This window comes from Rhizobium sp. 62_C5_N11_2 (assembly GCF_051811185.1).
GTDB lineage: Bacteria > Pseudomonadota > Alphaproteobacteria > Rhizobiales > Rhizobiaceae > Rhizobium > Rhizobium leguminosarum.
Genome location: NZ_JBPWPW010000001.1, coordinates 4,521,935 through 4,542,881, shown reverse-complemented (window position 1 = coordinate 4,542,881; position 20,947 = coordinate 4,521,935). Strand labels below are relative to the sequence as shown.

Annotated in this window: 17 protein-coding genes; 6 read left to right on the top strand and 11 right to left on the bottom strand. The window is 61.3% G+C overall.

Annotated elements, in window-relative coordinates:
* From AB8B31_RS22170 to AB8B31_RS22140, 7 genes are all read right to left on the bottom strand, one after another.
* Positions 1-2,451 (bottom strand): GcvT family protein, encoded by a 2,451-nt coding sequence (locus tag AB8B31_RS22170; protein WP_028731879.1) that lies wholly within the window; start codon positions 2,449-2,451, stop codon positions 1-3.
* A complete protein-coding gene (locus AB8B31_RS22165; RefSeq protein WP_028731880.1) occupies positions 2,452-3,327 on the bottom strand; it encodes a phosphotransferase in 876 nt (291 codons plus the stop codon).
* A 182-nt stretch (positions 3,328-3,509) separates the two neighbouring features.
* Positions 3,510-4,586 carry an ABC transporter ATP-binding protein gene (locus AB8B31_RS22160; RefSeq protein ID WP_018448050.1) on the bottom strand — a complete coding sequence of 359 codons (1,077 nt, stop codon included), beginning with the start codon at positions 4,584-4,586 and terminating at the stop codon, positions 3,510-3,512.
* A 32-nt stretch (positions 4,587-4,618) separates the two neighbouring features.
* Positions 4,619-5,716: a Gfo/Idh/MocA family protein gene (locus AB8B31_RS22155; protein ID WP_028731881.1), complete on the bottom strand. Its 1,098-nt coding sequence runs from the start codon at positions 5,714-5,716 to the stop codon at positions 4,619-4,621.
* On the bottom strand, positions 5,716-6,603 hold the full coding sequence (locus AB8B31_RS22150) for a carbohydrate ABC transporter permease (RefSeq protein ID WP_027682265.1): 888 nt from the start codon (positions 6,601-6,603) through the stop codon (positions 5,716-5,718). The genes AB8B31_RS22155 and AB8B31_RS22150 overlap by 1 nt, the downstream gene beginning before the upstream one ends.
* Positions 6,596-7,555 (bottom strand): carbohydrate ABC transporter permease, encoded by a 960-nt coding sequence (locus tag AB8B31_RS22145; RefSeq protein WP_018244229.1) that lies wholly within the window; start codon positions 7,553-7,555, stop codon positions 6,596-6,598. Before AB8B31_RS22145 ends, AB8B31_RS22150 begins: the two co-directional genes overlap by 8 nt.
* A 6-nt stretch (positions 7,556-7,561) precedes the next feature.
* Positions 7,562-8,848, bottom strand: a complete 1,287-nt coding sequence (locus tag AB8B31_RS22140; protein ID WP_026230929.1) for an ABC transporter substrate-binding protein — start codon at positions 8,846-8,848, stop codon at positions 7,562-7,564.
* Between the two features lie 197 nt (positions 8,849-9,045).
* Between AB8B31_RS22140 and AB8B31_RS22135 the strand changes: the two genes are divergently transcribed.
* The 5 genes from AB8B31_RS22135 to AB8B31_RS22115 all read left to right on the top strand — a co-directional run bounded on the left by AB8B31_RS22135 (position 9,046) and on the right by AB8B31_RS22115 (position 14,466).
* Positions 9,046-9,723 carry a TetR/AcrR family transcriptional regulator gene (locus tag AB8B31_RS22135; RefSeq protein WP_018448053.1) on the top strand — a complete coding sequence of 226 codons (678 nt, stop codon included), beginning with the start codon at positions 9,046-9,048 and terminating at the stop codon, positions 9,721-9,723.
* 142 nt (positions 9,724-9,865) lie between these two features.
* The gene (locus tag AB8B31_RS22130; protein ID WP_028731882.1) at positions 9,866-11,014 is read left to right on the top strand and encodes a Gfo/Idh/MocA family protein; all 1,149 of its coding nucleotides are present in this window, start codon (positions 9,866-9,868) and stop codon (positions 11,012-11,014) included.
* Between the two features lie 3 nt (positions 11,015-11,017).
* Positions 11,018-12,181 carry a dihydrodipicolinate synthase family protein gene (locus tag AB8B31_RS22125; protein WP_018244225.1) on the top strand — a complete coding sequence of 388 codons (1,164 nt, stop codon included), beginning with the start codon at positions 11,018-11,020 and terminating at the stop codon, positions 12,179-12,181.
* A 28-nt stretch (positions 12,182-12,209) separates the two neighbouring features.
* Entirely contained in the window at positions 12,210-13,034 is an 825-nt protein-coding gene (locus tag AB8B31_RS22120) for a sugar phosphate isomerase/epimerase family protein (RefSeq protein WP_065276725.1), read from the top strand.
* A gap of 154 nt (positions 13,035-13,188) precedes the next feature.
* Positions 13,189-14,466, top strand: coding sequence for a Gfo/Idh/MocA family protein (locus tag AB8B31_RS22115; RefSeq protein WP_065276724.1), 1,278 nt, complete (start codon positions 13,189-13,191; stop codon positions 14,464-14,466).
* A gap of 98 nt (positions 14,467-14,564) precedes the next feature.
* Here the strand turns inward: AB8B31_RS22115 and AB8B31_RS22110 are convergent, their stop codons facing one another.
* The 3 genes from AB8B31_RS22110 to AB8B31_RS22100 are packed head-to-tail and all read right to left on the bottom strand — an operon-like array spanning position 14,565 to position 18,466.
* Positions 14,565-15,575, bottom strand: coding sequence for a hydroxyacid dehydrogenase (locus AB8B31_RS22110; protein ID WP_065276723.1), 1,011 nt, complete (start codon positions 15,573-15,575; stop codon positions 14,565-14,567).
* Positions 15,572-17,428 carry a DUF2264 domain-containing protein gene (locus AB8B31_RS22105; RefSeq protein ID WP_065276736.1) on the bottom strand — a complete coding sequence of 619 codons (1,857 nt, stop codon included), beginning with the start codon at positions 17,426-17,428 and terminating at the stop codon, positions 15,572-15,574. Before AB8B31_RS22105 ends, AB8B31_RS22110 begins: the two co-directional genes overlap by 4 nt.
* Before the next feature lie 9 nt (positions 17,429-17,437).
* Positions 17,438-18,466, bottom strand: a complete 1,029-nt coding sequence (locus AB8B31_RS22100; protein ID WP_112905626.1) for a LacI family DNA-binding transcriptional regulator — start codon at positions 18,464-18,466, stop codon at positions 17,438-17,440.
* Between the two features lie 144 nt (positions 18,467-18,610).
* On the opposite strand from AB8B31_RS22100, the gene AB8B31_RS22095 reads away from it, so the two are divergent.
* Positions 18,611-19,897 (top strand): ABC transporter substrate-binding protein, encoded by a 1,287-nt coding sequence (locus AB8B31_RS22095; protein WP_065276721.1) that lies wholly within the window; start codon positions 18,611-18,613, stop codon positions 19,895-19,897.
* A 78-nt stretch (positions 19,898-19,975) separates the two neighbouring features.
* Here AB8B31_RS22095 and AB8B31_RS22090 read toward each other — a convergent pair whose 3' ends face one another.
* Positions 19,976-20,947 carry a glycoside hydrolase family 26 protein gene (locus tag AB8B31_RS22090; RefSeq protein ID WP_065276720.1) on the bottom strand — a complete coding sequence of 324 codons (972 nt, stop codon included), beginning with the start codon at positions 20,945-20,947 and terminating at the stop codon, positions 19,976-19,978.

Sequence of the window (20,947 nt, the reverse complement as noted above, 5' to 3'; positions counted from 1 at the left end):
CTACGCCTTGATGCGCGCCATATCCGGATCGTAGAGCGGCGACAGCGACACCTTGCAGGGGATGCGTTCCCGCGCGACATCAAGCTCATAGGTGCCGGAGAGGACGAAATCCTCGGTCACGCCGTCGGGATTGCGGACGTAGCCGTAGCCGATCGGCTTGCCCAGCGTATAACCGAAGCCGCCGCTCGACAGCCAGCCGACGCGCTTGCCGTCGCGATAAATCGTTTCGCGGCCGAGCAGCACGGCATCGGCATCCTCCGGAATGAAGCAGGCGAGGCGCTTCTTTACCCCGCCCGCAAGCTGCCGTTCGATCGCCTCACGGCCGCGGAACGGAATATTCTTTCGCATCTTCACCGCCCAGCCGAGACCGGCTTCAACAGGCGTATGGTCGGGACCGATATCCGAACCCCAGGCGCGATAACCCTTTTCCAGGCGGCAGCTCTCAATGGCGCGGTAGCCGGCATTGACGAGGCCGAGCTCGCCGCCTGATGCCATCAGCACGTCATAGACCGTGGTCGCATACTCGATGGGAACATGCAGTTCGTAGCCGAGCTCGCCGACATAGGTGATGCGCAGCGCCCGCACCGGGCAGCCCGATATGCCGATGGTCCTGACCTTGCCGAAGGGGAAGGCAGCATTCGAGACATCGCTGCCCGTTACCTTTTCCAGCACGGCGCGCGAATTCGGTCCCATCAGCGACAGCACGGAATAGGCTGAGGTGACGTCGACCAGCTCGGCATGCATTGCCGCCGGGATATTGCGTGCGATCCAGTCGAAGTCATGGGTGGCGAAGCCGGTACCGGTGACGATGTAATATTCGTTCTCGGCGATGCGGGCGACCGTCACGTCGCATTCGATGCCGCCCTTGTCGTTCAGCATCTGCGTGTAGACAAGCGATCCCACAGGCCTTGCGACATCGTTGGCGGCGATCCAGGACAGCGCTGCCTCGGCATCCCTGCCCTTCAGCACGAATTTGGCAAAGGAGGTCTGGTCGAAGATGACGGCCGCTTCGCGCACGGCCTTATGCTCGCGGCCGACGGCGTCGAACCAGTTCTGCCTGGTGTAGCTGTAGATATCCTTCGGCTCCTCGTTGGCGAAGAGATCGGCAAACCAGTTCGGCCTTTCCCAGCCAAGCTTTTCGCCGAAACAGGCGCCCTGCGCCTTCAGCCGGTCATAGAGCGGCGATTTGCGGCAGGGGCGGCCGCTCGAATGTTCCTCGAACGGCCAGGCCATGGTGTAATGTTTGCCATAGGCTTCGAGCGTGCGTGTCCGCACCCAGTCGGTATCGAAATGCGGCCGGCCGAAACGGCGGATATCGACCGGCCAGAGATCATAAGGCGGTTCGCCCTTTGTCACCCATTCGGCAAGCGCCATGCCGGCGCCGCCAGCCGAGGCGATGCCGAAGGCGTTGAAACCAGCGCCGACGAAGAAATTCTTCAGCTCCGGGGCCTCGCCGAGAATGAAGTTACCATCCGGCGTGAAGCTTTCCGGGCCGTTCAGCAGCTGCTTGACGCCGACATTTTCCAGCGCCGGGACGCGGCCGAGTGCCTGTTCCATGATCTGTTCGAAATGGTCGAAATTGCTGTCGAGCAGCGTGTAGTGGAAACCCTCGGGGATGCCGCTCTTTGCCCAGGGAATGGGGTTCGGCTCGTAGCCGCCCATGACGATGCCCCCGACCTCCTCCTTATAGTAGGTCAGGCGATCGGGATCGCGCAGCGTCGGCAGGTTGGAGGGCACGCCGAAGGATTCGGTGATGATGTATTGATGCTCGACGGAGACCAGCGGTACGTTGACGCCGAAGCGGGCGGCGAAGGCGCGCGTCCATTGGCCGGCGCAGACGACGACGCGCTCGCATTCGATGCGCCCTTGCGCCGTGACGACGGCGCGGATCTTTCCCTTGTCGATTTCAAGGTCGAGGACTTCCATATCCTCGAAGATCGAAACGCCTGACATGCGAGCGCCCTTTGCCAGCGCCTGGGTGATGTCGGAGGGATTGGCCTGGCCGTCGGTTGGGAGGAAGGCGGCGCCGACGAGATCGTCTGTTGTCATTAGCGGCCAGAGATCGAAGGCTTCCTGCGGGGTCAGCAACTGCATTTCGAGGCCGAAGGACTGGGCGGTAGTCGCCTGGCGCCTGACCTCGGTCCAGCGTTCCTCATTACAGGCAAGGCGCAGGCCGCCATTCATCTTCCAGCCGGTGCCGAGACCCGTTTCCGCCTCCAGCCGCTTGTAGAGATCGACCGAATAGCCAAGAAGCTGGGTGATGTTGGCGCTGGTGCGCAGCTGGCCGACGAGGCCGGCGGCGTGGAAGGTGGTGCCCGACGTAAGCTTCTTGCGCTCCAGCAGGACGGTATCGGTCCAGCCAAGCTTGCCGAGATGATAGGCCGTCGAGCAGCCGATGATGCCGCCGCCGATGACCACGGCCTTCGCCGTCTTCGGTAATTCCTTCGTCATTTATTGGTCCTGTTCAAAGGCTTGATAGGCGCGCTCGAAGCGCGCGATATTTTCGGCGGTGTAGCCGGCGTAATCGAAATCAATGGTGGAATGAATTTCCGAAATCATGCTCCAGAGCGCCTCGCGCAGCAGCGAGGCGCATTTCATCGCGGCATAGCGCCTGCTGAGATTATCGGTCAGCGGCTGGTCGAAATAGGTCTCCAGCATCGTGCGCTCGGCCTCTTCCGAGAGTTCGTTGTTGGAGGCCAATCCGCCAAGATCGAAAAGCGGCGTGTTGAAACCGGCATAGTCCCAGTCGATCAGCCAGAGCCGTTTGCCGTCATCGAGAAAGTTGGCGGCCAGCAGGTCGTTGTGGCCGAAGGCGATCTCGAAAGGTCCTGCCGCTTCTTCCAACATATCAGCCCTGCCGAGGAGCCCCGGCAGCAACGGAAGATAGGCGCTCTTCGACGCCTTCAGATTGGCGGCGTAGTCGCGGATGACGTGGAAGACCCAGAAGATCATCGCCTGGCCGCGGAAATGCCGGGCGATGTCGCGATGGCAAGCGCGGACCAGCGGCACGACCTGGGCCAGCATTTGCGGCCTCCTGATATCCTCCGGCGAAAGCGCTCTTGCCTCGATATATTCGAGCACCAGGACGCCCGGCGAATGGTGGATGACCGCCGGCGAAATACCGGCTGCATGGGCGGCACGGCTTGCGGCAAGCTCGTTTTGCCGGCTGATGTGGTGGATCGGAATATCGGTGCCGAGCCTGACCACGCAGCGCGCGACGGCGTCGCTGACCAGATAATTCCTGTTGGTGATGCCGCCTGCTATCGGCGAGATTTCGATCGGGCCCTGCCAGATACCAAGCGCATGAATCCTATCTTCAGGCGTCATGCTCATCCCCCAGAGCATGATGCCGAAAAGTGTGAGCGGTTTTCGGACGACATCATGCTCTAACTATTTAACTTAGAACAGGATTCAGATTTTAGGCCGACCCGGCCTAAAATCATCCTGTTCTAGCGACCCCTTCCGAAATGATGGGGCAGAGGAGGATCTGATGTCAAGCGGCGGTGCGCTTAGATCGTCTTGCCGGCCGCGTCGAAGACGTGACAGCGGGCCGGATCGAAGGAGGCCTTCACATTGGCGCCGCGCTCCACCTTCTGCTGGCCGTCAAGCGCGACGGTCAGGAGCTGGTTATCCGGCGTCGTGGTGTAGAGCATGGTGGCACCGCCGAGATTTTCAACGAGATCGACGTTGACGGTCGACAGGGCGATTGTACCTTCGGCCAGCGAAAGATGCTCGGGACGGATGCCGAAGGTGACGTCCTCTCCCGCCCCGCCGTTCAGGCGGCGCGGCAGGCGGACGGAATTGCCGCAGACATGGATGCTGGTTTCGGCCTCGCCGACCTGCTCGATGCGGGCCTTCAGGAAATTCATCTTCGGGCTGCCGATGAAACCGGCGACGAAGCGGTTGGCCGGATTGTTATAGAGATCGAGCGGCGCGCCGACCTGCTCGATACGGCCGGAATTCAACACCACGATCTTGTCCGCCATCGTCATGGCTTCGACCTGGTCATGGGTGACATAGATCATCGTATTGCCGAGGCTGCGGTGCAGGCGGGAGATCTCGACGCGCATCTGCACGCGCAGCTCGGCATCGAGGTTCGACAGCGGCTCGTCGAACAGGAATATCCGCGGCTCGCGCACGATGGCGCGGCCGATCGCGACACGCTGGCGCTGGCCGCCGGAGAGCGCCTTCGGCTTGCGCTCCAACAGCTTCTCGATCTGCAGGATCTCGGCGGCGCGCTTCACCTTCGGCTGGATCTCGGCCTTCTTATAACCCGCCGTCTCCAGGCCGAAGGCGAGGTTCTTGTAAACCGACATATGGGGATAGAGCGCATAGGACTGGAAGACCATGGCGATGCCGCGCTTGGCGGGCGCCACCTCGTTCATGCGCTCGCTGTCGAGCAAAAGCGCGCCGCCCGATATCTCCTCGAGACCGGCGATCATGCGCAGAAGGGTCGATTTTCCGCAGCCGGAGGGGCCGACAAAAACGACGAATTCGCCGGGATCGATCGTCAGGTCGATGCCATGGATCACATCCATCGCGCCGTAGCGCTTCTCGACCTTCTGAAGAACGACACTGGTTGCCATCTTCTCAAAACCCTCTCGTTTTATTTTGTCGGTTACTTCGTTCTTGCGCGCCAATCGGCGTATTTCGGACTGTCGGGGCCGACCGGCAGCGGCACGTCAGCGCCGCTGTCGGAAGACTGGTAGATGGCGGTGACGAGTTCCAGCGCACGGCGGGCATCCACCGTCGTCACCGGCAGCGGCGCATGGCCGCTGAGGAAGGCGTGGAACTGGCCCATCTGGGTGGTGAAACGCGGCGCAACCGGCTGCCAGTCGCCAACCACCTTGTCGATCTGTTCCCGGACGTCGTCATTCGCGGCGATGATCTTCCAGGGATCCTTACCTGGCGTATAGGGCTCGTGGCTGCTTTCGAAAGTGACATTCTCGAAATGCAGCCTGAGCCGGCTAATCTGCTCCTGCGAACCAAGGGTGCAGGAAAGCGAGACAAAGGCGCCGTTTTCCATCAGCAGGCTGGCGGAGGCACAATCCTCGACCTCGATATCGTTGACACGGGTGGCGACGCGGCCGAAGACCCTCGCAGCCGGGCCCATCAGATGCATCAGCATGTCGTGTAGGTGCAGGGCATGGGTGACGAGAACGCCGCCGAGCTCCGTCGCCCATTTGCCGCGCCAAGGCACGGCGTAATATTCCGGCTTGCGCAGCCAGAAGGTTTCGACCGAAGCGGTATAGGGCTTGCCGGCAATACCGGCGTCGATGATCCGCTTGGCCTTCTGGATGCCGTCGCCGTAACGGTACTGGAAGATCGGCATCAGCACGCCCTTGGCGGTCTTTTCCGCTGCCATGATGGTATCGACAGCGGCAAGCGAGCCCGTCAGCGGCTTTTCGCAGACGACATGTTTACCGGCAGCCAGGGCTGCGACCACCTGTTCCAGATGGATGCCGGGAGGAGTGCAGATATCGATGATGTCGATCGTGTCGTCGACCAGCAGTTCCGCGAAGGAAGTCGTGCGTCGTTCGATGCCGAACTCGTCGCCGACCGCTGCCATGCGCTGCTCGTTCAGGTCGCAGATCGCCACGACCTTGAACTTGTCGGAATGCGGCAGGTAACCCTCGACGATATGGGAGCGGCCGATACCGCAACCAACGATCGCGACCGTCCTGATGCTCATGTCGCTCTTTCCCGTTATCGCCATCAACGCTTCATGCCCGTTGTGGCGATGCCCTCGATCAGCAGGCGCTGGAAGAACAGGAAGAAGAAGAAGACCGGCACGAGCGTCAGGGTCGACATGGCGAACAAACCGCCCCAATCCGATGCACTGGTGGAATCCACGAAAGTGCGCAGGCCGAGCTGGATCGTGTAGGTGTTCATATCGTTCAGGTAGATCAGCGGACCGAAGAAATCGTCCCAGGTCCAGATGAAGGAGAAGATGGCGGCCGTTGCCAAAACCGGCAGCGATAGCGGCAGCATGATCTTCCAATAGATGCGCCAAGCGCTGCAGCCATCCATCATCGCCGCCTCATCGAGTTCGCGCGGGATGCCGCGGAAGAACTGCACCATGAGGAAGATGAAGAAGGCATCGCTTGCCAGGAACTTCGGCACAACTAGCGGCAGGATGGTGTTCACCCAGCCGAGGTTGAGGAAGAGTACATATTGCGGGATCAGCGTCACGTGGTAGGGGATCATCAACGTGCCGAGCATGATCGCGAACCAGAAGTTCCGGCCGGCAAAACGCAGCCGCGCGAAGGCGAAGGCGGTCAGCGAACAGGCGATGACATTACCCGTCACCACCAGCAGCGAAATGACGAGCGAATTCCAGAAGAACCGGCCGAAGCTGACATCGAGACCGACCCAACCGCGCGCATAGGAGGAGAGATCGATCGACGACGGGATGAGCGAGGTCGACGAGAAGATCTCGTTTTCCGGCCTTACCGATGCCGAAACCATCCACAACAGCGGATAGAGCATGAGAAGTGAAGCGGCGATCAGCAGGGCGTGGATGATGAGCGACGCCGGCAGGCTGCGTTTGGTGATGTCGGATGGCGGCCTGGCCGCAGTGACGGAAGCGGTCATCTCAGTCATCGTAGTGCACCCAATAACGTGAGGTCAGGAAGGAGAAGGCGGTGAAGATCGCGATGATCACCACCAGGATCCAGGCGAGTGCCGAGGCGTAGCCCATGCGGAAATTGCCGAAGGCTTCCTGATAGAGGTAGAGCGTGTAGAAGAGCGTCGAATTGATCGGACCGCCCGTGCCGCCGGAGATGATGAAGGCTGGTGTGAATGCCTTGAAGGCTTCAATCGTCTGGACGACGGCGTTGAAGAAGATCACCGGGGTCAGAAGTGGCAGCGTGATCTTGTAGAATTGCCGGAACTTCGAGGCGCCGTCGAGGCTGGCGGCCTCATACATATCCTGCGGGATCTGGCGCAGGCCGGCCAGGAAAATAATCATCGGCGAGCCGAACTGCCAGACGGACAGAGCCACCAGCGTGTAGATCGAATAGTTCGGATGCGAGATCCAGCTTGGGCCTTCGATGCCGAAATGCGAGAGTGCGGCATTGACGAGGCCATCGCTGGCGAAAAGCTGACGCCAGAGCACGGCGATCGCCACGCTGCCGCCCAGCAATGAGGGGAGATAGAAGATGGCGCGGTAGATCGACAGCCCACGCAGGCCGCGGTTCAGGGCCATGGCGACCAGCAAGGCGAAGGTCAGTTTGAACGGCACCGAGAAGACGACATAAGTCAGGGTGACGTGCATGGCGGCCGAGAATTTCGGATCGGCCGTGGCGATGCGCACATAATTCGCCATTCCCACCCACCTCGGCGACTGCAGCATGTCGAAGTCGGTGAAGGAGAGGTAGAGCGAAATCAGGGCCGGCCCGAGCGTCAGCCCGAAAAAGCCGATGAGCCACGGAAGAAGGAAGAGATAGCCGGGAGCATTGGCATTCCAGAGACGCCTGAAGCGTCCTTCGGCCACGGCCCCCTGATATCTTTCCACATTTATGGCCCCTGCGGGCGTGCGCATCGCATTGCTCATACGGGATCAGCCTCGTGCGAGAATCTGCGTGATTTCATCGACAAGCTGTTTGCCGCCATCGGAAGGAGATACCTGTCCAAAGGCCACTTGTTCGGCGATGTTGCGTAGGGTCAGCTCGCCTTCACCGGCGCCGGCGGGCGGTGGCGGCGGCAATTTGCCGGCGAGTTCGCCAAGGCCGCTGACATAGGCCAGCGCAATCTTGCCGTTCTCGTCGAGCTTCGCCGCGACGACCTCACGCATGGCGCTCGATTCCGGAATGCCGCGTTCGACATCCAGAAGCAGCGCTGCCTCGGGGTCCTTGACGAAGAAATTGACGTAGTCCACGGCCAGGTCCACGGCTTTCGACTGGGCTGAGACCGAGAAGAACATCGACGGCTTGCGGTAGTGGCCGCCCTTCGAATCCGCCTTGACGCGCATGTAGTTGGTCAGCGCCAGCTTGTCCTTGTTCATTGCCTGATAGGCGACGAACTGGTTGGAATGGGCGAAACCAGCGGCCGACTTGCCGAGCGATACCGTGTTGGTTTCGATATCGTTCTTATCGAGGGCCTGGACATCGGCAGGAACGCAGGCGCCGGCAGCCCGGAACTTGGCCCACATGTCGTACCATTCCGAGGCATCGTCCACGCCGAAGGCGATCTTGCCGTCGGCAGTATAAAGCGCCTTGCCGCGCTGACGCAGCCAATTTTCGAACAGTGGTTCACCGCCGCTGCCGTCGGCCATGCCGAACATGCCCTTGCGTTTGCCCGCCTTGGTGATCTCCGCACCGATGCGGCCGAATTCTTCCCAGGTGGTTGCCTGGGTCGGCAGATCGACGCCGGCCTCCTTGAAGGCAGTGGTGTTCAGGACCGTGGCCGCCGAATTCGCCCCGAGGCTGACGCCGTAGAGGTGGCCGTCGACACTGCCGCCTTCGATCTGCGCCTTGTCGAAATCGTCGAGGTTGAGCTTGGCCGGCATATAGGATTCGAGCGGGGCGAGCGCGCCGCGCCGCGCATACTGGACGATATAGCGATAGTCCATCTGGATGACATCGGGCGCGTTGCGGCCGGCGACCTGGGTCGCAAGGCGCGGCCAGTAGTCGCCCCAGCCGAGGAATTCGCCGGTGATCGACGTGCCCGGCTTCTTCGTCTGATAGAGCTGCGATACCTTGTTGGTGCGATCGGCGCGCGGCTGCGAGCCCCACCACAGGAGACGCAGGCGCGTTTCCTGTGCCAAAGCGCTGGTTCCCAGCGCCGAGAGCGAAAGAAGCGTCGCTCCTCCCGCAACGAAATTACGTCTGCTTACACGTAGGCTCATTTTTTCCTCCTCCAAAGGGAAGCGCCTCCACACGCTTCCGAACCTAGTTACCCTTGCATAAATAACTAATTGGTTACAAGCTACGGGCAAAGCGGCGAGCGTGTCAAGCGGTGTCGCTCGCGGGCCGTTCAAATTCGGTTTTTACAATTTCGCACCGAAGGCTTATGAGCGCAACATGTGAAGACGGAGGTGGAGAGATGAACGACAGCGGGGAGAAGGGGGCGAAGAAACGGTCTCGACGCCCGGTCGCGGAACGGACGGCCCACCGCGATCCGGAGCGGACACGCGCTGCGATCCTCGAAGCGGCAACCCGGGAATTCGCTGAAAACGGCATGGGTGGGGCTCGCGTCGATGCGATCGCCGAGCGCGCTGGCACCAACAAGCGGATGCTCTATCATTATTTCGGCGACAAGGAGCAGCTCTACCTCAAGGTGCTCGAAGAAGCCTATGTCGGCATCCGCACCGCCGAGCGCGCGCTTCATATCGGCGACCGCAGCCCGGAGGAAGGCATCGGCGAACTGGCACTCTTCACCTGGCGTTATTTTCTCCAGCATCCGGAATTTCTCAGCCTGCTCGGCACGGAAAATCTGCATCGCGCCCGCTGGCTGCGTCAGTCCGTCCGGCTCAAGGAACTGCATTCACATTTGATCGGCGAGCTTTCTCAAGTGCTCGAGCAGGGAAAGAAGCAGGGCGTCTTCATCCAGACCGCCGATCCCCTGCATGTCTACCTGACGATCGCCTCGCTCGGTTATTTCTACCTTTCCAACCAGTACACGCTGTCGACGATCTTCGGCCGCGACCTGATCGAGCCGACCCATCTCAATGCCTGGGAGAGGCATATCGTCCACGTCACGCTCGCCTCGATCAAGCGCTAGAGCCTTTCCTGATCTCGAAAATCGGATTTGACTCTTGACAGCCGCTCCGATCTTCTGCCATCAAGTAACTGTTTAGTTACCGGCTTGGGAGGGCCGGGCCAAGATGCCCGCTCCCGCCGCAAAAGATTGCTGGGAGGAAAAAATGGCACGCTTGGGGATCATCTTGCACGGCGTCACCGGCCGCATGGGGTACAATCAGCACCTGGTGCGTTCGATTCTCGCTTTCCGCGACCAGGGCGGCATCACGCTCAAATCGGGCGAGAAACTCGAGATCGACCCGATCATCGTCGGCCGCAACGGCGCCAAGATGGAAGAGTTGGCGAAGAAGCACGGCATCAAGCGCTGGTCGACCGATCTCGATGCGGCTCTTGCCAATCCCGACGACACGATCTTCTTCGACGCCGGCACGACGCTGATGCGGGCCGAGCTGCTGTCCAAGGCGCTCGATGCCGGCAAGCATGTTTATTGCGAAAAGCCGATCTCCGACGATCTGCAGGTGGCACTCGACCTTGCGCGCAAGGCGCGCGGCTCCGGCCTCAAGCACGGCGTCGTGCAGGACAAGCTCTTCCTGCCCGGCCTGCGTAAGCTGGCGCTGCTCAGGGATTCCGGCTTCTTCGGCAAGATCCTCTCGGTGCGCGGCGAATTCGGCTACTGGGTTTTCGAAGGCGATTGGGGCGTGCCGGCTCAGCGCCCGTCCTGGAACTACCGTAAAGGCGACGGCGGCGGCATCATTCTCGACATGCTCTGCCACTGGCGCTACGTGCTCGACAATCTGTTCGGGGAGGTCAAGGCTGTCTCCTGCCTCGGCGCCACTCATATCGGCCAGCGCATCGACGAGCAGGGCAAGCCCTATGATTGCGACACGGACGATGCGGCCTATGCGACCTTCGAGCTCGAAGGCGGCGCGATCGCGCAGATCAATTCCTCCTGGGCCGTTCGCGTCCGCCGCGACGACCTCGTCACCTTCCAGGTCGACGGCACACATGGTTCGGCCGTCGCCGGCCTGACGAAATGCTGGAGCCAGCACCGCGTCAACACGCCGAAGCCAGTCTGGAACCCGGACCAGCCGCAAACGATCGACTTCTACAAGACCTGGGACGAGGTTCCTGACACGCAGCCATTCGACAACGGCTTCAAGGCCCAGTGGGAAATGTTCATCCGCCATGTCGTCGAAGATGCGCCGTGGCCCTATGGCCTGGAAGCCGGCGCCAAGGGCGTACAGCTTGCCGAACTCGGCCTGAAATCATGGGCCGAGCGCCGCTGGCTCGATGTTCCCGCACTGGAGTTCTGAGCCGTGACGACGATCAATCTCCCTCTTGACGGCAAGATCGTCCCCTACACGCTGACAGGCACGCCGATCGCGCTCGCCAAGCGCGACGCCAAGGCCTTTCCACGCATCGCCTTTGCCGCGGCCCATGTCGTCGCCGATCCGCTGGCCGACAACGATCCGTGGCTGACACCGGCGATCGACTGGGAGCGGACGCTCGCCTTCCGCCATCGGCTCTGGGATCTCGGCCTCGGCGTTGCCGAAGCGATGGATACGGCGCAGCGCGGCATGGGCCTCGGCTGGCCGGATGCGCGCGACCTCATCCGCCGGGCGCTCAGTGAGGCGGCCGGCCGCAAGGACGCGCTGATCGCCTGCGGCGCCGGCACCGACCATCTGACGCCGGGACCTGACGTCACTATCGACACGATCCTCAGGGCCTATGAGGAGCAGATCGAAACGGTGGAGGCGGCCGGCGGCCGCATCATCCTGATGGCAAGCCGGGCGCTTGCCGCCGCCGCCAAAGGACCGGACGACTATGTAAGCGTCTATGACCGCATCCTCCGCCAGGTCAGGGAACCCGTCATCATCCATTGGCTCGGGGAAATGTTCGATCCGGCACTCGAGGGTTATTGGGGCAATGGTGATCATATCCAAGCCATGTCCACCTGCCTTGAGGTGATCGAAGCCCATGCCGACAAGGTCGACGGCATCAAGATCTCGCTGCTCTCCAAGGAGAAGGAAGTGGCGATGCGCCGCCGGTTGCCGAAAGGCGTGCGCATGTATACCGGCGACGATTTCAACTATGCCGAACTGATTGCCGGCGACGAAGAAGGCCATTCCGACGCGCTGCTCGGCATTTTCGATGCGATCGCGCCGGCAGCCTCGGCAGCCCTCGAAGCGCTCGGCCGCAAAAGCAACCACGAATTCTTCGATCTGCTGGAGCCGACCGTGCCGCTGTCGCGCCACATCTTCAAGGCGCCGACCCGCTTCTACAAGACCGGCGTCGTCTTCCTCGCCTATCTCAACGGCCTGCAGGACCATTTTGTCATGGTCGGCGGCCAGCAGAGCACCCGCTCGCTGACGCATCTGGCCGAACTCTTCCGCCTGGCCGACAAGGCACGGGTTCTGGCAGATCCCGAACTTGCCGCAAGCCGCATGCGCCAGGTGCTCGCCGTCCACGGCGTCAACTGAAGCGCTGAGGTGATGGGAGGAGAATGACATGCAGGTCGAAGGGCTTTCGATCAATCTGGCGACGATCCGCGAACAGTGCGGCTTTGCGCAGGCCGTCGATATCTGCCTGAAACACGGCATCACCGCGATCGCGCCCTGGCGCGACCAGGTTGCCAAGGTCGGTCTCGATGAAGCGGTGCGTATCGTCAAATCGAACGGGATCAAGCTGACCGGGCTTTGCCGCGGCGGCTTCTTCCCGGCGGCAAACGATGCCGACTGGCAGAAAAATCTCGACGACAACAGGCGTGCCATCGACGAAGCGGCGGCATTTTCAGCCGATTGCCTCGTGCTCGTCGTCGGCGGCCTGCCGGGCAGTTCGAAGGACATCGTCGCAGCCCGGCAGATGGTGTTCGACGGCATCGCCGCCGTGCTGCCGCATGCGCAGGCCTCGGGTGTAAAGCTCGCTATCGAGCCGCTGCATCCAATGTATGCCGCCGACCGTGCCTGCGTGAATACACTCGGCCAGGCGCTCGACATGTGCGAGCAGCTCGGGGAGCATGTCGGCGTCGCTGTCGATGTCTATCACGTCTGGTGGGACCCCGATCTTGCCAACCAGATTGCCCGCGCCGGGCGCATGAAACGCATCTTTGCCCATCACATCTGCGACTGGCTGGTGCCGACAAAGGACATGCTGCTCGACCGCGGCATGATGGGCGATGGTGTGATCGACCTCAAAGGCATAAGACGGATGGTGGAGACCGCCGGTTTCTTCGGCGCGCAGGAGGTGGAGATCTTTTCGGCCGAAAACTGGTGGAAACGCCCGGCCGAGGAAGTGATCGCCACCTGCGTCGAGCGCTTCAGGAGCTGCTGCTAAAGCATGTCGCACAAAAGTGTGCAGCGGTTTTGCGACCATGATGTGCGAAAAACCAAAGACCTGAAGCGCGGGCCACGCGAATCTGAAAGATCGCGACGCGCTTTAGGCCTGATTTTCAGTATTTGTTTCATCACGCATGCAGGAGGATCATTCGATGGAAAAACGCCGTTTTGCCCTGATCGGTACGGGAAACCGCGGCACCACCATGTGGGGCAAGGATCTGCTTGCCGGCTGGCGCGAGCATGTCGACCTGACCGCGATCGTCGAGAAGAATTCGCTGCGCGGGGAACGCGCGCGCAACATGATCGGCAGCAATGCACCGCTCTACGAAAACATCGATTCGATGCTCAACGAGCAGAAGCCGGATCTGGTCATCGTCTGTACGCCCGACCATACGCATGACGACATTGTCGTGCGGGCGCTGGAGTCCGGCATCGACGTCATCACCGAAAAGCCAATGACGACCTCGGTCGAAAAGATTCGCCGGATTCTGGATGCCGAAAAGCGCACGGGTCGCCGGGTCGACGTGTCCTTCAACTATCGCTATGCGCCGACGGCTGCGAAGATCAAGGAACTGCTGAATGCCGGCGAAATCGGCCGGGTCACCTCGGTCGACTTCCACTGGTATCTGAACACCAAGCACGGCGCCGACTACTTCCGCCGCTGGCATGCCTATACGGAAAATTCCGGCAGTCTGTTCGTCCACAAGGCGACCCATCATTTCGACCTGCTGAACTGGTATCTCGACAGCGATCCCGACGCCGTCACCTCCTTCGCCGACCTGCAGAATTACGGTCGCAAGGGCCCGTTCCGCGGCCCGCGCTGCAAGCTCTGTCCGCACACGCATGAATGCGACTACTACCTCGATCTCGAGGCCGATCCCTTCCTCGATTCACTCTACGAGGATCCCTCGAAGATCGACGGCTACTTCCGAGACGGCTGCGTCTTCCGCGAGGACATAGACATTCCTGATACGATGGTGGTGTCGCTCCGTTACCGCAACAACGTCCATGTCTCTTATTCGCTGAACACTTTCCAACCGATCGAAGGCCACCACCTTGCCTTCAACGGCACCAAAGGGCGCATCGAGCTTCGTCAATATGAGGCCCAGCCCTGGGAAGAGCCGAAGGAGGACACCATCCTCCTCATCCGCAATTTCCCGAACGGCAAAGAGGCGGTGGAGCGCATCGTCGTTCCGCATTTCACAGGCGGCCACTACGGCGGCGACGACCGGATGCGCAATATGATCTTCAAACCCGATATGGAAGACAGGCTCGCCCAGCGCGCCGGCACGCGGGCGGGCGCCATGTCCGTGCTTTGCGGCATTGCCGCGCTGACGAGTTCGCGCACCGGCAAGGTGGTCAACATTGCCGATCTCATGCCCGAACTTGCCAATGACGGTTCGCCAAATTCGCTGAGGACGTCGCGCTGATGCCTGTTGCCTAGAGGGTTTCCGTTTTTCTCCGAATCACGGAAATGCTCTATCTCTTTGTTTTACGCAATTCCGAACTCTAAGCCGCTCGACGCGCCTCAGGCGATGTTTTCGAGATTAGCCTGATGGATCTGGTAGAGCAGCGGCTGACCAGTCACGAAGCGCTCTACTTCGTCCACTGCCATCTCGCCGAGGCGCGCCCGTTCCAATCCAATAGCGCCGGCAATATGCGGTGTCAGAAAGACGTTCGGCAGATCGTAGAAAGCAGAACCCGCCTCCGGGATCTCCGGATCGGTGACATCGAGGACCGCGTCGATACGGCCGGTCTTGAGCGCCGAAAGCAGCGCGGCCTCATCGATGAGAATGCCGCGCGCCGTGTTGACGAGCGTCGCGCCGTCCTTCATCAGCGACAGCCTTCGCGCATCGATCATATGCCGCGTCGACGGCAGCGACGGCGCATGCAGGGAAACGATGTCCGCTTGCCGCATCAGTTCGTCGAGATCGACCTTTTCCGTTCCGAGGCCGGCTGCCTCGGCGGCATCAAGCGTCGGATCGGCGAGCAGCAGTCTATAATCAAAGGGTTTCAAGAGCTCGATGACGCGCCTGCCGATGCGCGAAGCGCCGACGATGCCAACGGTGCGGCGGTAATTTCCGATCGCTTCGCGCTGCATCGGATGGGTGCGGTTGCGGTTTCGGTCGGCGACGTAGAGATCGCGGAAACGGAAAACGCGCTTGCCGGCGAAGATGATCGCCGCCAGCGTGAATTCGGCCACCGGCACGGCATTGGCCTCGGCCGAATGGCTGACCGGGATACCGGCTTCGAAGATGGCGTCGTCTATGACGCCTTTGACCGTGCCCGCCGCATGGACGATGAGCTTAAGATGCGGCGCGGCGGCGAGGATTTCGGGCCCGACATAGGGCCCGCCCCAGCCGGTGATCAGGATTTCGGCTTGGGCCAGCAGACGTCTCGCACGCTCGTCGTCGAAGCGCTGCAGCGGTTTGGGATCCAGCAGGCGACCGATGCCACTCAGCCGGCGCAGGACCTCATCCGGCAGCACATGCTCCGTGCGCGACGGTTGCATGGCAAAGACGATGGCCGGCTGGCTCATGGCATCTGTCCCGGCGCTTCGATGGCGCTGACTGTCACGCCCTTTTCCTTCACTAGGGCCTCCAGCGCTGCAATGTCAGGCGCTTTCGGCGGGTTCGTCCAGACAGACGAGACAGCAGCAGGATCGTCAAGTGCCAGCACTGCCGTCACCAGGATGGTTTCACCGGCCGAAATCTGCCCGCGCAGCTGCGGCACGAGGGTTTTCGCGACGATCACATTGGTGTTGGGCATTGCCTTCTGGACAAGCCCCGAACGTTTGACCGAAGAGCCGAGATCGAGAATGCCGGTGAAATCGGCTTCGCCGATCGCATAGGCAACCCCATTCGACGCGGATAGCGTATCCAGCTCGAAATCCCGGCGGCCGATGGCAAATCCGCCTTCGGCAATCCGCAACGGCCGGCTTGTCCTGATCCGGTGGAAGCGGATGTGCCAGGGTGCGACCGGCACGAGCCAGGTTTCGACGTCGACATCTGGGAAAGGCGACCATTTCGCATAGAGCACCTCACCTGCGAGCCTGGCTTCCTCGTTCGTTTCGCGCACGCGGTAGTGAAGGCCGTCATCGCTGAAGGCAAGCGCTGAATCGAAGGCGGCAAGCGCAAAGGCACGCTCATCGGCCTCGACACTGAAGCCGTATCGAGCGGAATAAGCAAACTTCGCATATTTTTCCGTGCCGCACCGCATCTGCAGGTTTTCCTGGCCGGAAGACAGCGCCACGACATCGCCGCCCGCCCGCATGATCACCATGCCGGGATGACGCTGGGGAACGATGTCAGGCGCCTGCTCCGGCACTTTTTCCTTCGCCGTCCAAAATGGGTGATCCTCAGCGATCGCCAGCGGCAGGAAGGCCTTGAAGGCCCAGTAGGGCGAGCCGGCGGAATTGTAACTCTCCGACATCAGCAGGTTCGGATAGCCGAAGCCGATCGACAGCACGCCGTCGCGATCGGCAATCGGCTTGTCCTTCCACCAGCGCAGATGCTGCAGGCAGAGATGCTTGACCTCGCCCCAGGGCAGAGCCTCGACATCGGCAAAGGCGAGCGCGGACCAGAAGCCGGCGCAGGCAAAACGATAGGTCAGGCTGCGGCCGAAGGGGATCGTCGCCCCGTCAGCGGCAAACCAGTGCTGGAAATCCCGGGCGAAGAGGACCGCGCGCTCGCGGTAGCGCTTTGCATAATCGTCGTCGACGAGCTTCGAATAGATCAGGCCATAGAAATGCATGGCGAAGGGAATGTAGTGGTCGATACGGCGCACGTTTCCGTCGCGATACCAGCCGTCGCCGATATAAAAGCCTTCGAGCTCCTCAAGATATTGCCGCGTCAGGCTGCGGTCGAAATCGGCGCCGAGACGATCGAGCGCGATATCGACGAAGATCCGGAAGAATTTCCAGTTGTTGTCAGCATAATCGAACTGCCTGACATGCTTGAGATAGGCGACGACATTGCTGCGGGCGCGCGCATCGAGCGGTTCCCAGATTTTTTCGGGCACCAGCGCCAGGGCAAAACCGAGAGCGGCAAGCTCGACCATCCGCTGATCGCGGCCATTGACCGTTCCCCAATATTCCGGATGGGCGGGATCGGTGCCATTTGCGAGACCCTCGGCGAAACGATGCCAATGGGCGAAGTCGCCCTTGCCTGCGCCAAGCGGCGCTAAACCCCAGAGCGGGCGGGCGAACCCTTCGAGATCGGCCGCTGCCCGGTCGAAATGGGCGCCGCCGCCATTGAGGGTGACGCGGGCATTGCCGTTCGAGAAACAGGCAAGCAGCGGATCAAAGAGCGCAAGCAGCGCACGGCTCATATCGGCGCGGGTTTCCAGCGGATTGCCTGCGAGCGGGTTGGCGCTGGCGGGATCATAGGTCATCGGCATCACTCACGGGTTTTCGATGTTCGGAACGGTTCCTCCCGGAATGGGAATGACCGCCTGGCAGATATGGCGCGCAGCGGCCGTCCTGTTGCGGAAGCGCGACAGCATCAGCGAAACGGCTTCGCGCCCGAGGGCAGCGCGGTCGACGCGCATGGTGGAAAGCTGCGGACTTGTCATCAGCGCGCAGGGCAGATCGTCGAAACCGACAATCGCGAAATCCTCCGGCACACGCAGCCCGGCCTCGGTGACGGCTTCGAGCACGCCGACGGCGATAAAATCATTCATACAGAAAGCGGCGGTAAAACCGGCATCCTCGGCAAGTGCGGCGGCGGTGCGTTCATGCGCCTCCCGGCTGGCGCTGCCGTCAAGGGTCAGGGACACGAGACGGCCCTCTGCGCCGGGGACGGCGGCGATCGCCGCCTCGAAGCCGCGCACGCGCTCGCGGATTGTGTGGCGGTGGGAGCCGCTCAGATGCAGGATCCGACGATGGCCGGCCTCGGTCAGCCGGCGGGTGGCCTCGTAGGCGCCAAAGAAATTAGCCGGCGAAACGCCGTCAAACTGCATCCTTGGATCAGTGCCGTTGACAAGAACGGTCGGTGTCATGCTGGCTTGCAGCCAGCCACGCAACGTCTCGTTCGGATCGATACCGACGAGAAAGAGACCTTCAGCTCCCGCGGTCTGCATATAGTCGCGCACGGCATCCGGCGTGATACGATCTTCGCGGACCAGCCGGACGTCGAAGGGCATGCCCGCTTCCGCAGCGCCGGCGCGCAGGCCGTCGACGATCGCTTCATAGAAGACGCTGAGAGTGCCGGTGACGCCGTCGCTGGCAATCAGCGCCAGCCCGCCGGCAACGGCTTCGGAAGCCGGTTTGACGGGATAGCCGTTCTCGGCTGCCACCTTCAATATCTGGCGCCGGACGGTTTCGCTGATACCAGGTTCGTTGGCGAGCACGCGCGACACCGTGGAAACGGAAACGCCGGCCAATGTGGCTATATCGGCCTGACGCGGCCGTCTGATCTTTTGGTCGTTCATAGGCAAACATTATGCAAATAATGCAAATTTGCAAGAAAATGGTTGCTTCTTGCAATAAAATTTTTTTTGCGTAATCTGTTTGCCGAAGTGCTCGATAATGCCGTTGGAGGATGGCAGCGGGCAGTTGGGACAAGGAGGAATATCATGCAGGTCAATCGCCGTTCATTTCTGATGGGTTCAGCCGGTGCGGCCGCCGGTCTCGCCCTCGGTGCCGGAAGCGCCATTCCGGCCTTTGCCGAAGACGCACAGCTGCGTGCCATGTGGTGGGGGTCCAACGACCGTGCCAAGCGTACGCTCGATGTTGCCAAGCTTTATCAGTCGAAGACGCCTGGCGTCACTCTGGTCGGCGAATCGCTGTCGGGCGACGGCTACTGGACGAAACTCGCAACGCAGATGGCCGGCCGCTCGATCGCCGACATCTTCCAACTCGAGCCAGGAACAATCTCAGACTATTCGAAGCGCGGCGCCTGCCTGCCGCTCGATGAATTCGTCCCCTCGACGCTGAACGTTCAGTCCTTTGGCGCCGACATGCTGAAACTGACCACCATTGACGGCAAGCTCTATGGTGTTGGCCTCGGCCTCAACTCCTTCTCGATGTTCTTCGACACCGTCGAATTCGAAAAGGCAGGCATCCCGTTGCCGACGCCCGACATCACCTGGGATGAGTACGCCAAGCTCGCGGTAGAACTCGCCAAGTCCTCCGGCAAGGGCGGCGGCCCCTATGCGGCGCGCTACAACTATGTGTTCGATGCCTGGCTGCGCCAGCGCGGCAAGAGCCTCTTTGCGAGGGAAAGCGTGGGGCTCGGCTTCACGGCCGACGATGCCAGGGAATGGTTCGACTACTGGGAGAAACTGCGTAAGGCGGGCGGCACCGTTGCTGCCGACGTGCAGACCCTCGATCAGAACACGATCGACACCAATTGCCTTGGTCTCGGCAAATCGGTGATCGGCATGGCCTATTCCAACCAGATGGTCGGCTATCAGCTGATCATCAAGAACAAGCTTGGCATCACCATGCTGCCGCGTGAAAAGAAGGGCGGACCATCCGGCCATTATTACCGTCCGGCACTGATCTGGAGTGTGGGCGCTACGACCAAGCAGGGCGAAGCTGCCGCGAAGTTCATCAGCTTCTTTGTCAATGATCCCGAAGCCGGCAAGATTCTCGGTGTGGAACGCGGCGTGCCAATGTCGCCTACCGTCCGTGAAGCCATCCTGCCGCAACTCAACCCGACGGAGCAGGAAACGGTCAAATACGTGAACCTGCTCAAGGATCAGGTCGGCGAGTATCCGCCGCCGGTGCCGATGGGCGCAACGCAATTCGACCAGCGCGTGCTGCGCCCGATTTGTGACGAACTCGCCTTCGAACGGATATCGCCCGCCGATGCGGCGACCCGGCTCATCGAAGAGGGTAAGGCAACGATCAAGGGATGATCGGTCGCCCGACATGAGGAGAGGCCCGCAACACCCCGGCGGGCCTCTCCGTTTTTCAGGCCTCTGTTTTCCGGACTATCAGTTGCTGTCCAGGTTTTCGACCACGCGCCAGTCCGGCCGGCCGAGATCGAACGGCCATGCGTGCACATCCCGGTCGTTGAAATAGACGACTTCCTGCAGATTCGGGAAGGCGCTCTGCTTCAACGTGGCAGTTTCGATCCACGGCCTGATATAGGCGTCACCGCCTTCATAGCCGAGCTCCGCCACCCAGATGGGCTTTCCGTAACCGGCGACGAGATCATACCCCTGCTTCAATGCTTCCGAGAACGTCCGGTGCTCATTGTGGGCAAGCTCGTCGTAGCGCTGCAGACCGAAGACCGAGAGCCCGACGAGATCGACATAATCGTCGCCGGGATAATAGGCCTGGAGGCCAGGCTCTCCCTTCGGCGACCACATGAGCTCTGTGCCAGGCGCCTCCTGGCGGACAATGTCCATCATCCGCTTGTAGGCCGTGATATAGTCCTGCGGGCTCCAGCCGGACCATGAGAACCGCCCTGACTTGTCCTCCATCTCCTGTCCCCAGCGGACGATCACCGGGCTTTTCAGCTCGGATATCATTTGCGCGATCGAACGCATGTTGACATCGTAGTCACCGCGCAGGACCTTTGCGCGAAGCTGTGCCGAGGTGAGCCGCCAATCGACGTCCCAGGACCATGGCTCCACAGTGATCAGCAGGTTGCGGCCTCTAGCCAGCGCATAGGCATCGGCGACGCGCAACGTTTCGAGGTCGACGTCCTCCCACGGCAGGAACAGGGCTTCGGTCGCGACATTCGCCTGCGCGCCGAAATCGCCGTGCGGATCGTAGGCCCCGAACTTGATGCCGTCGGCATGAAGGACGGGGCGCTTGTCGATAATCGTCTGCACGGCCGCCGCCGGGTTTGGCGCAATGCCCGCATATTGCACTTCGCTTCGGCCCGGAAGATCCGCGAGACACAACAACAGCAGCGCAATCGCGGTGGTCGAGAGGTTGTTTTTCATTAGCTTCTTCAT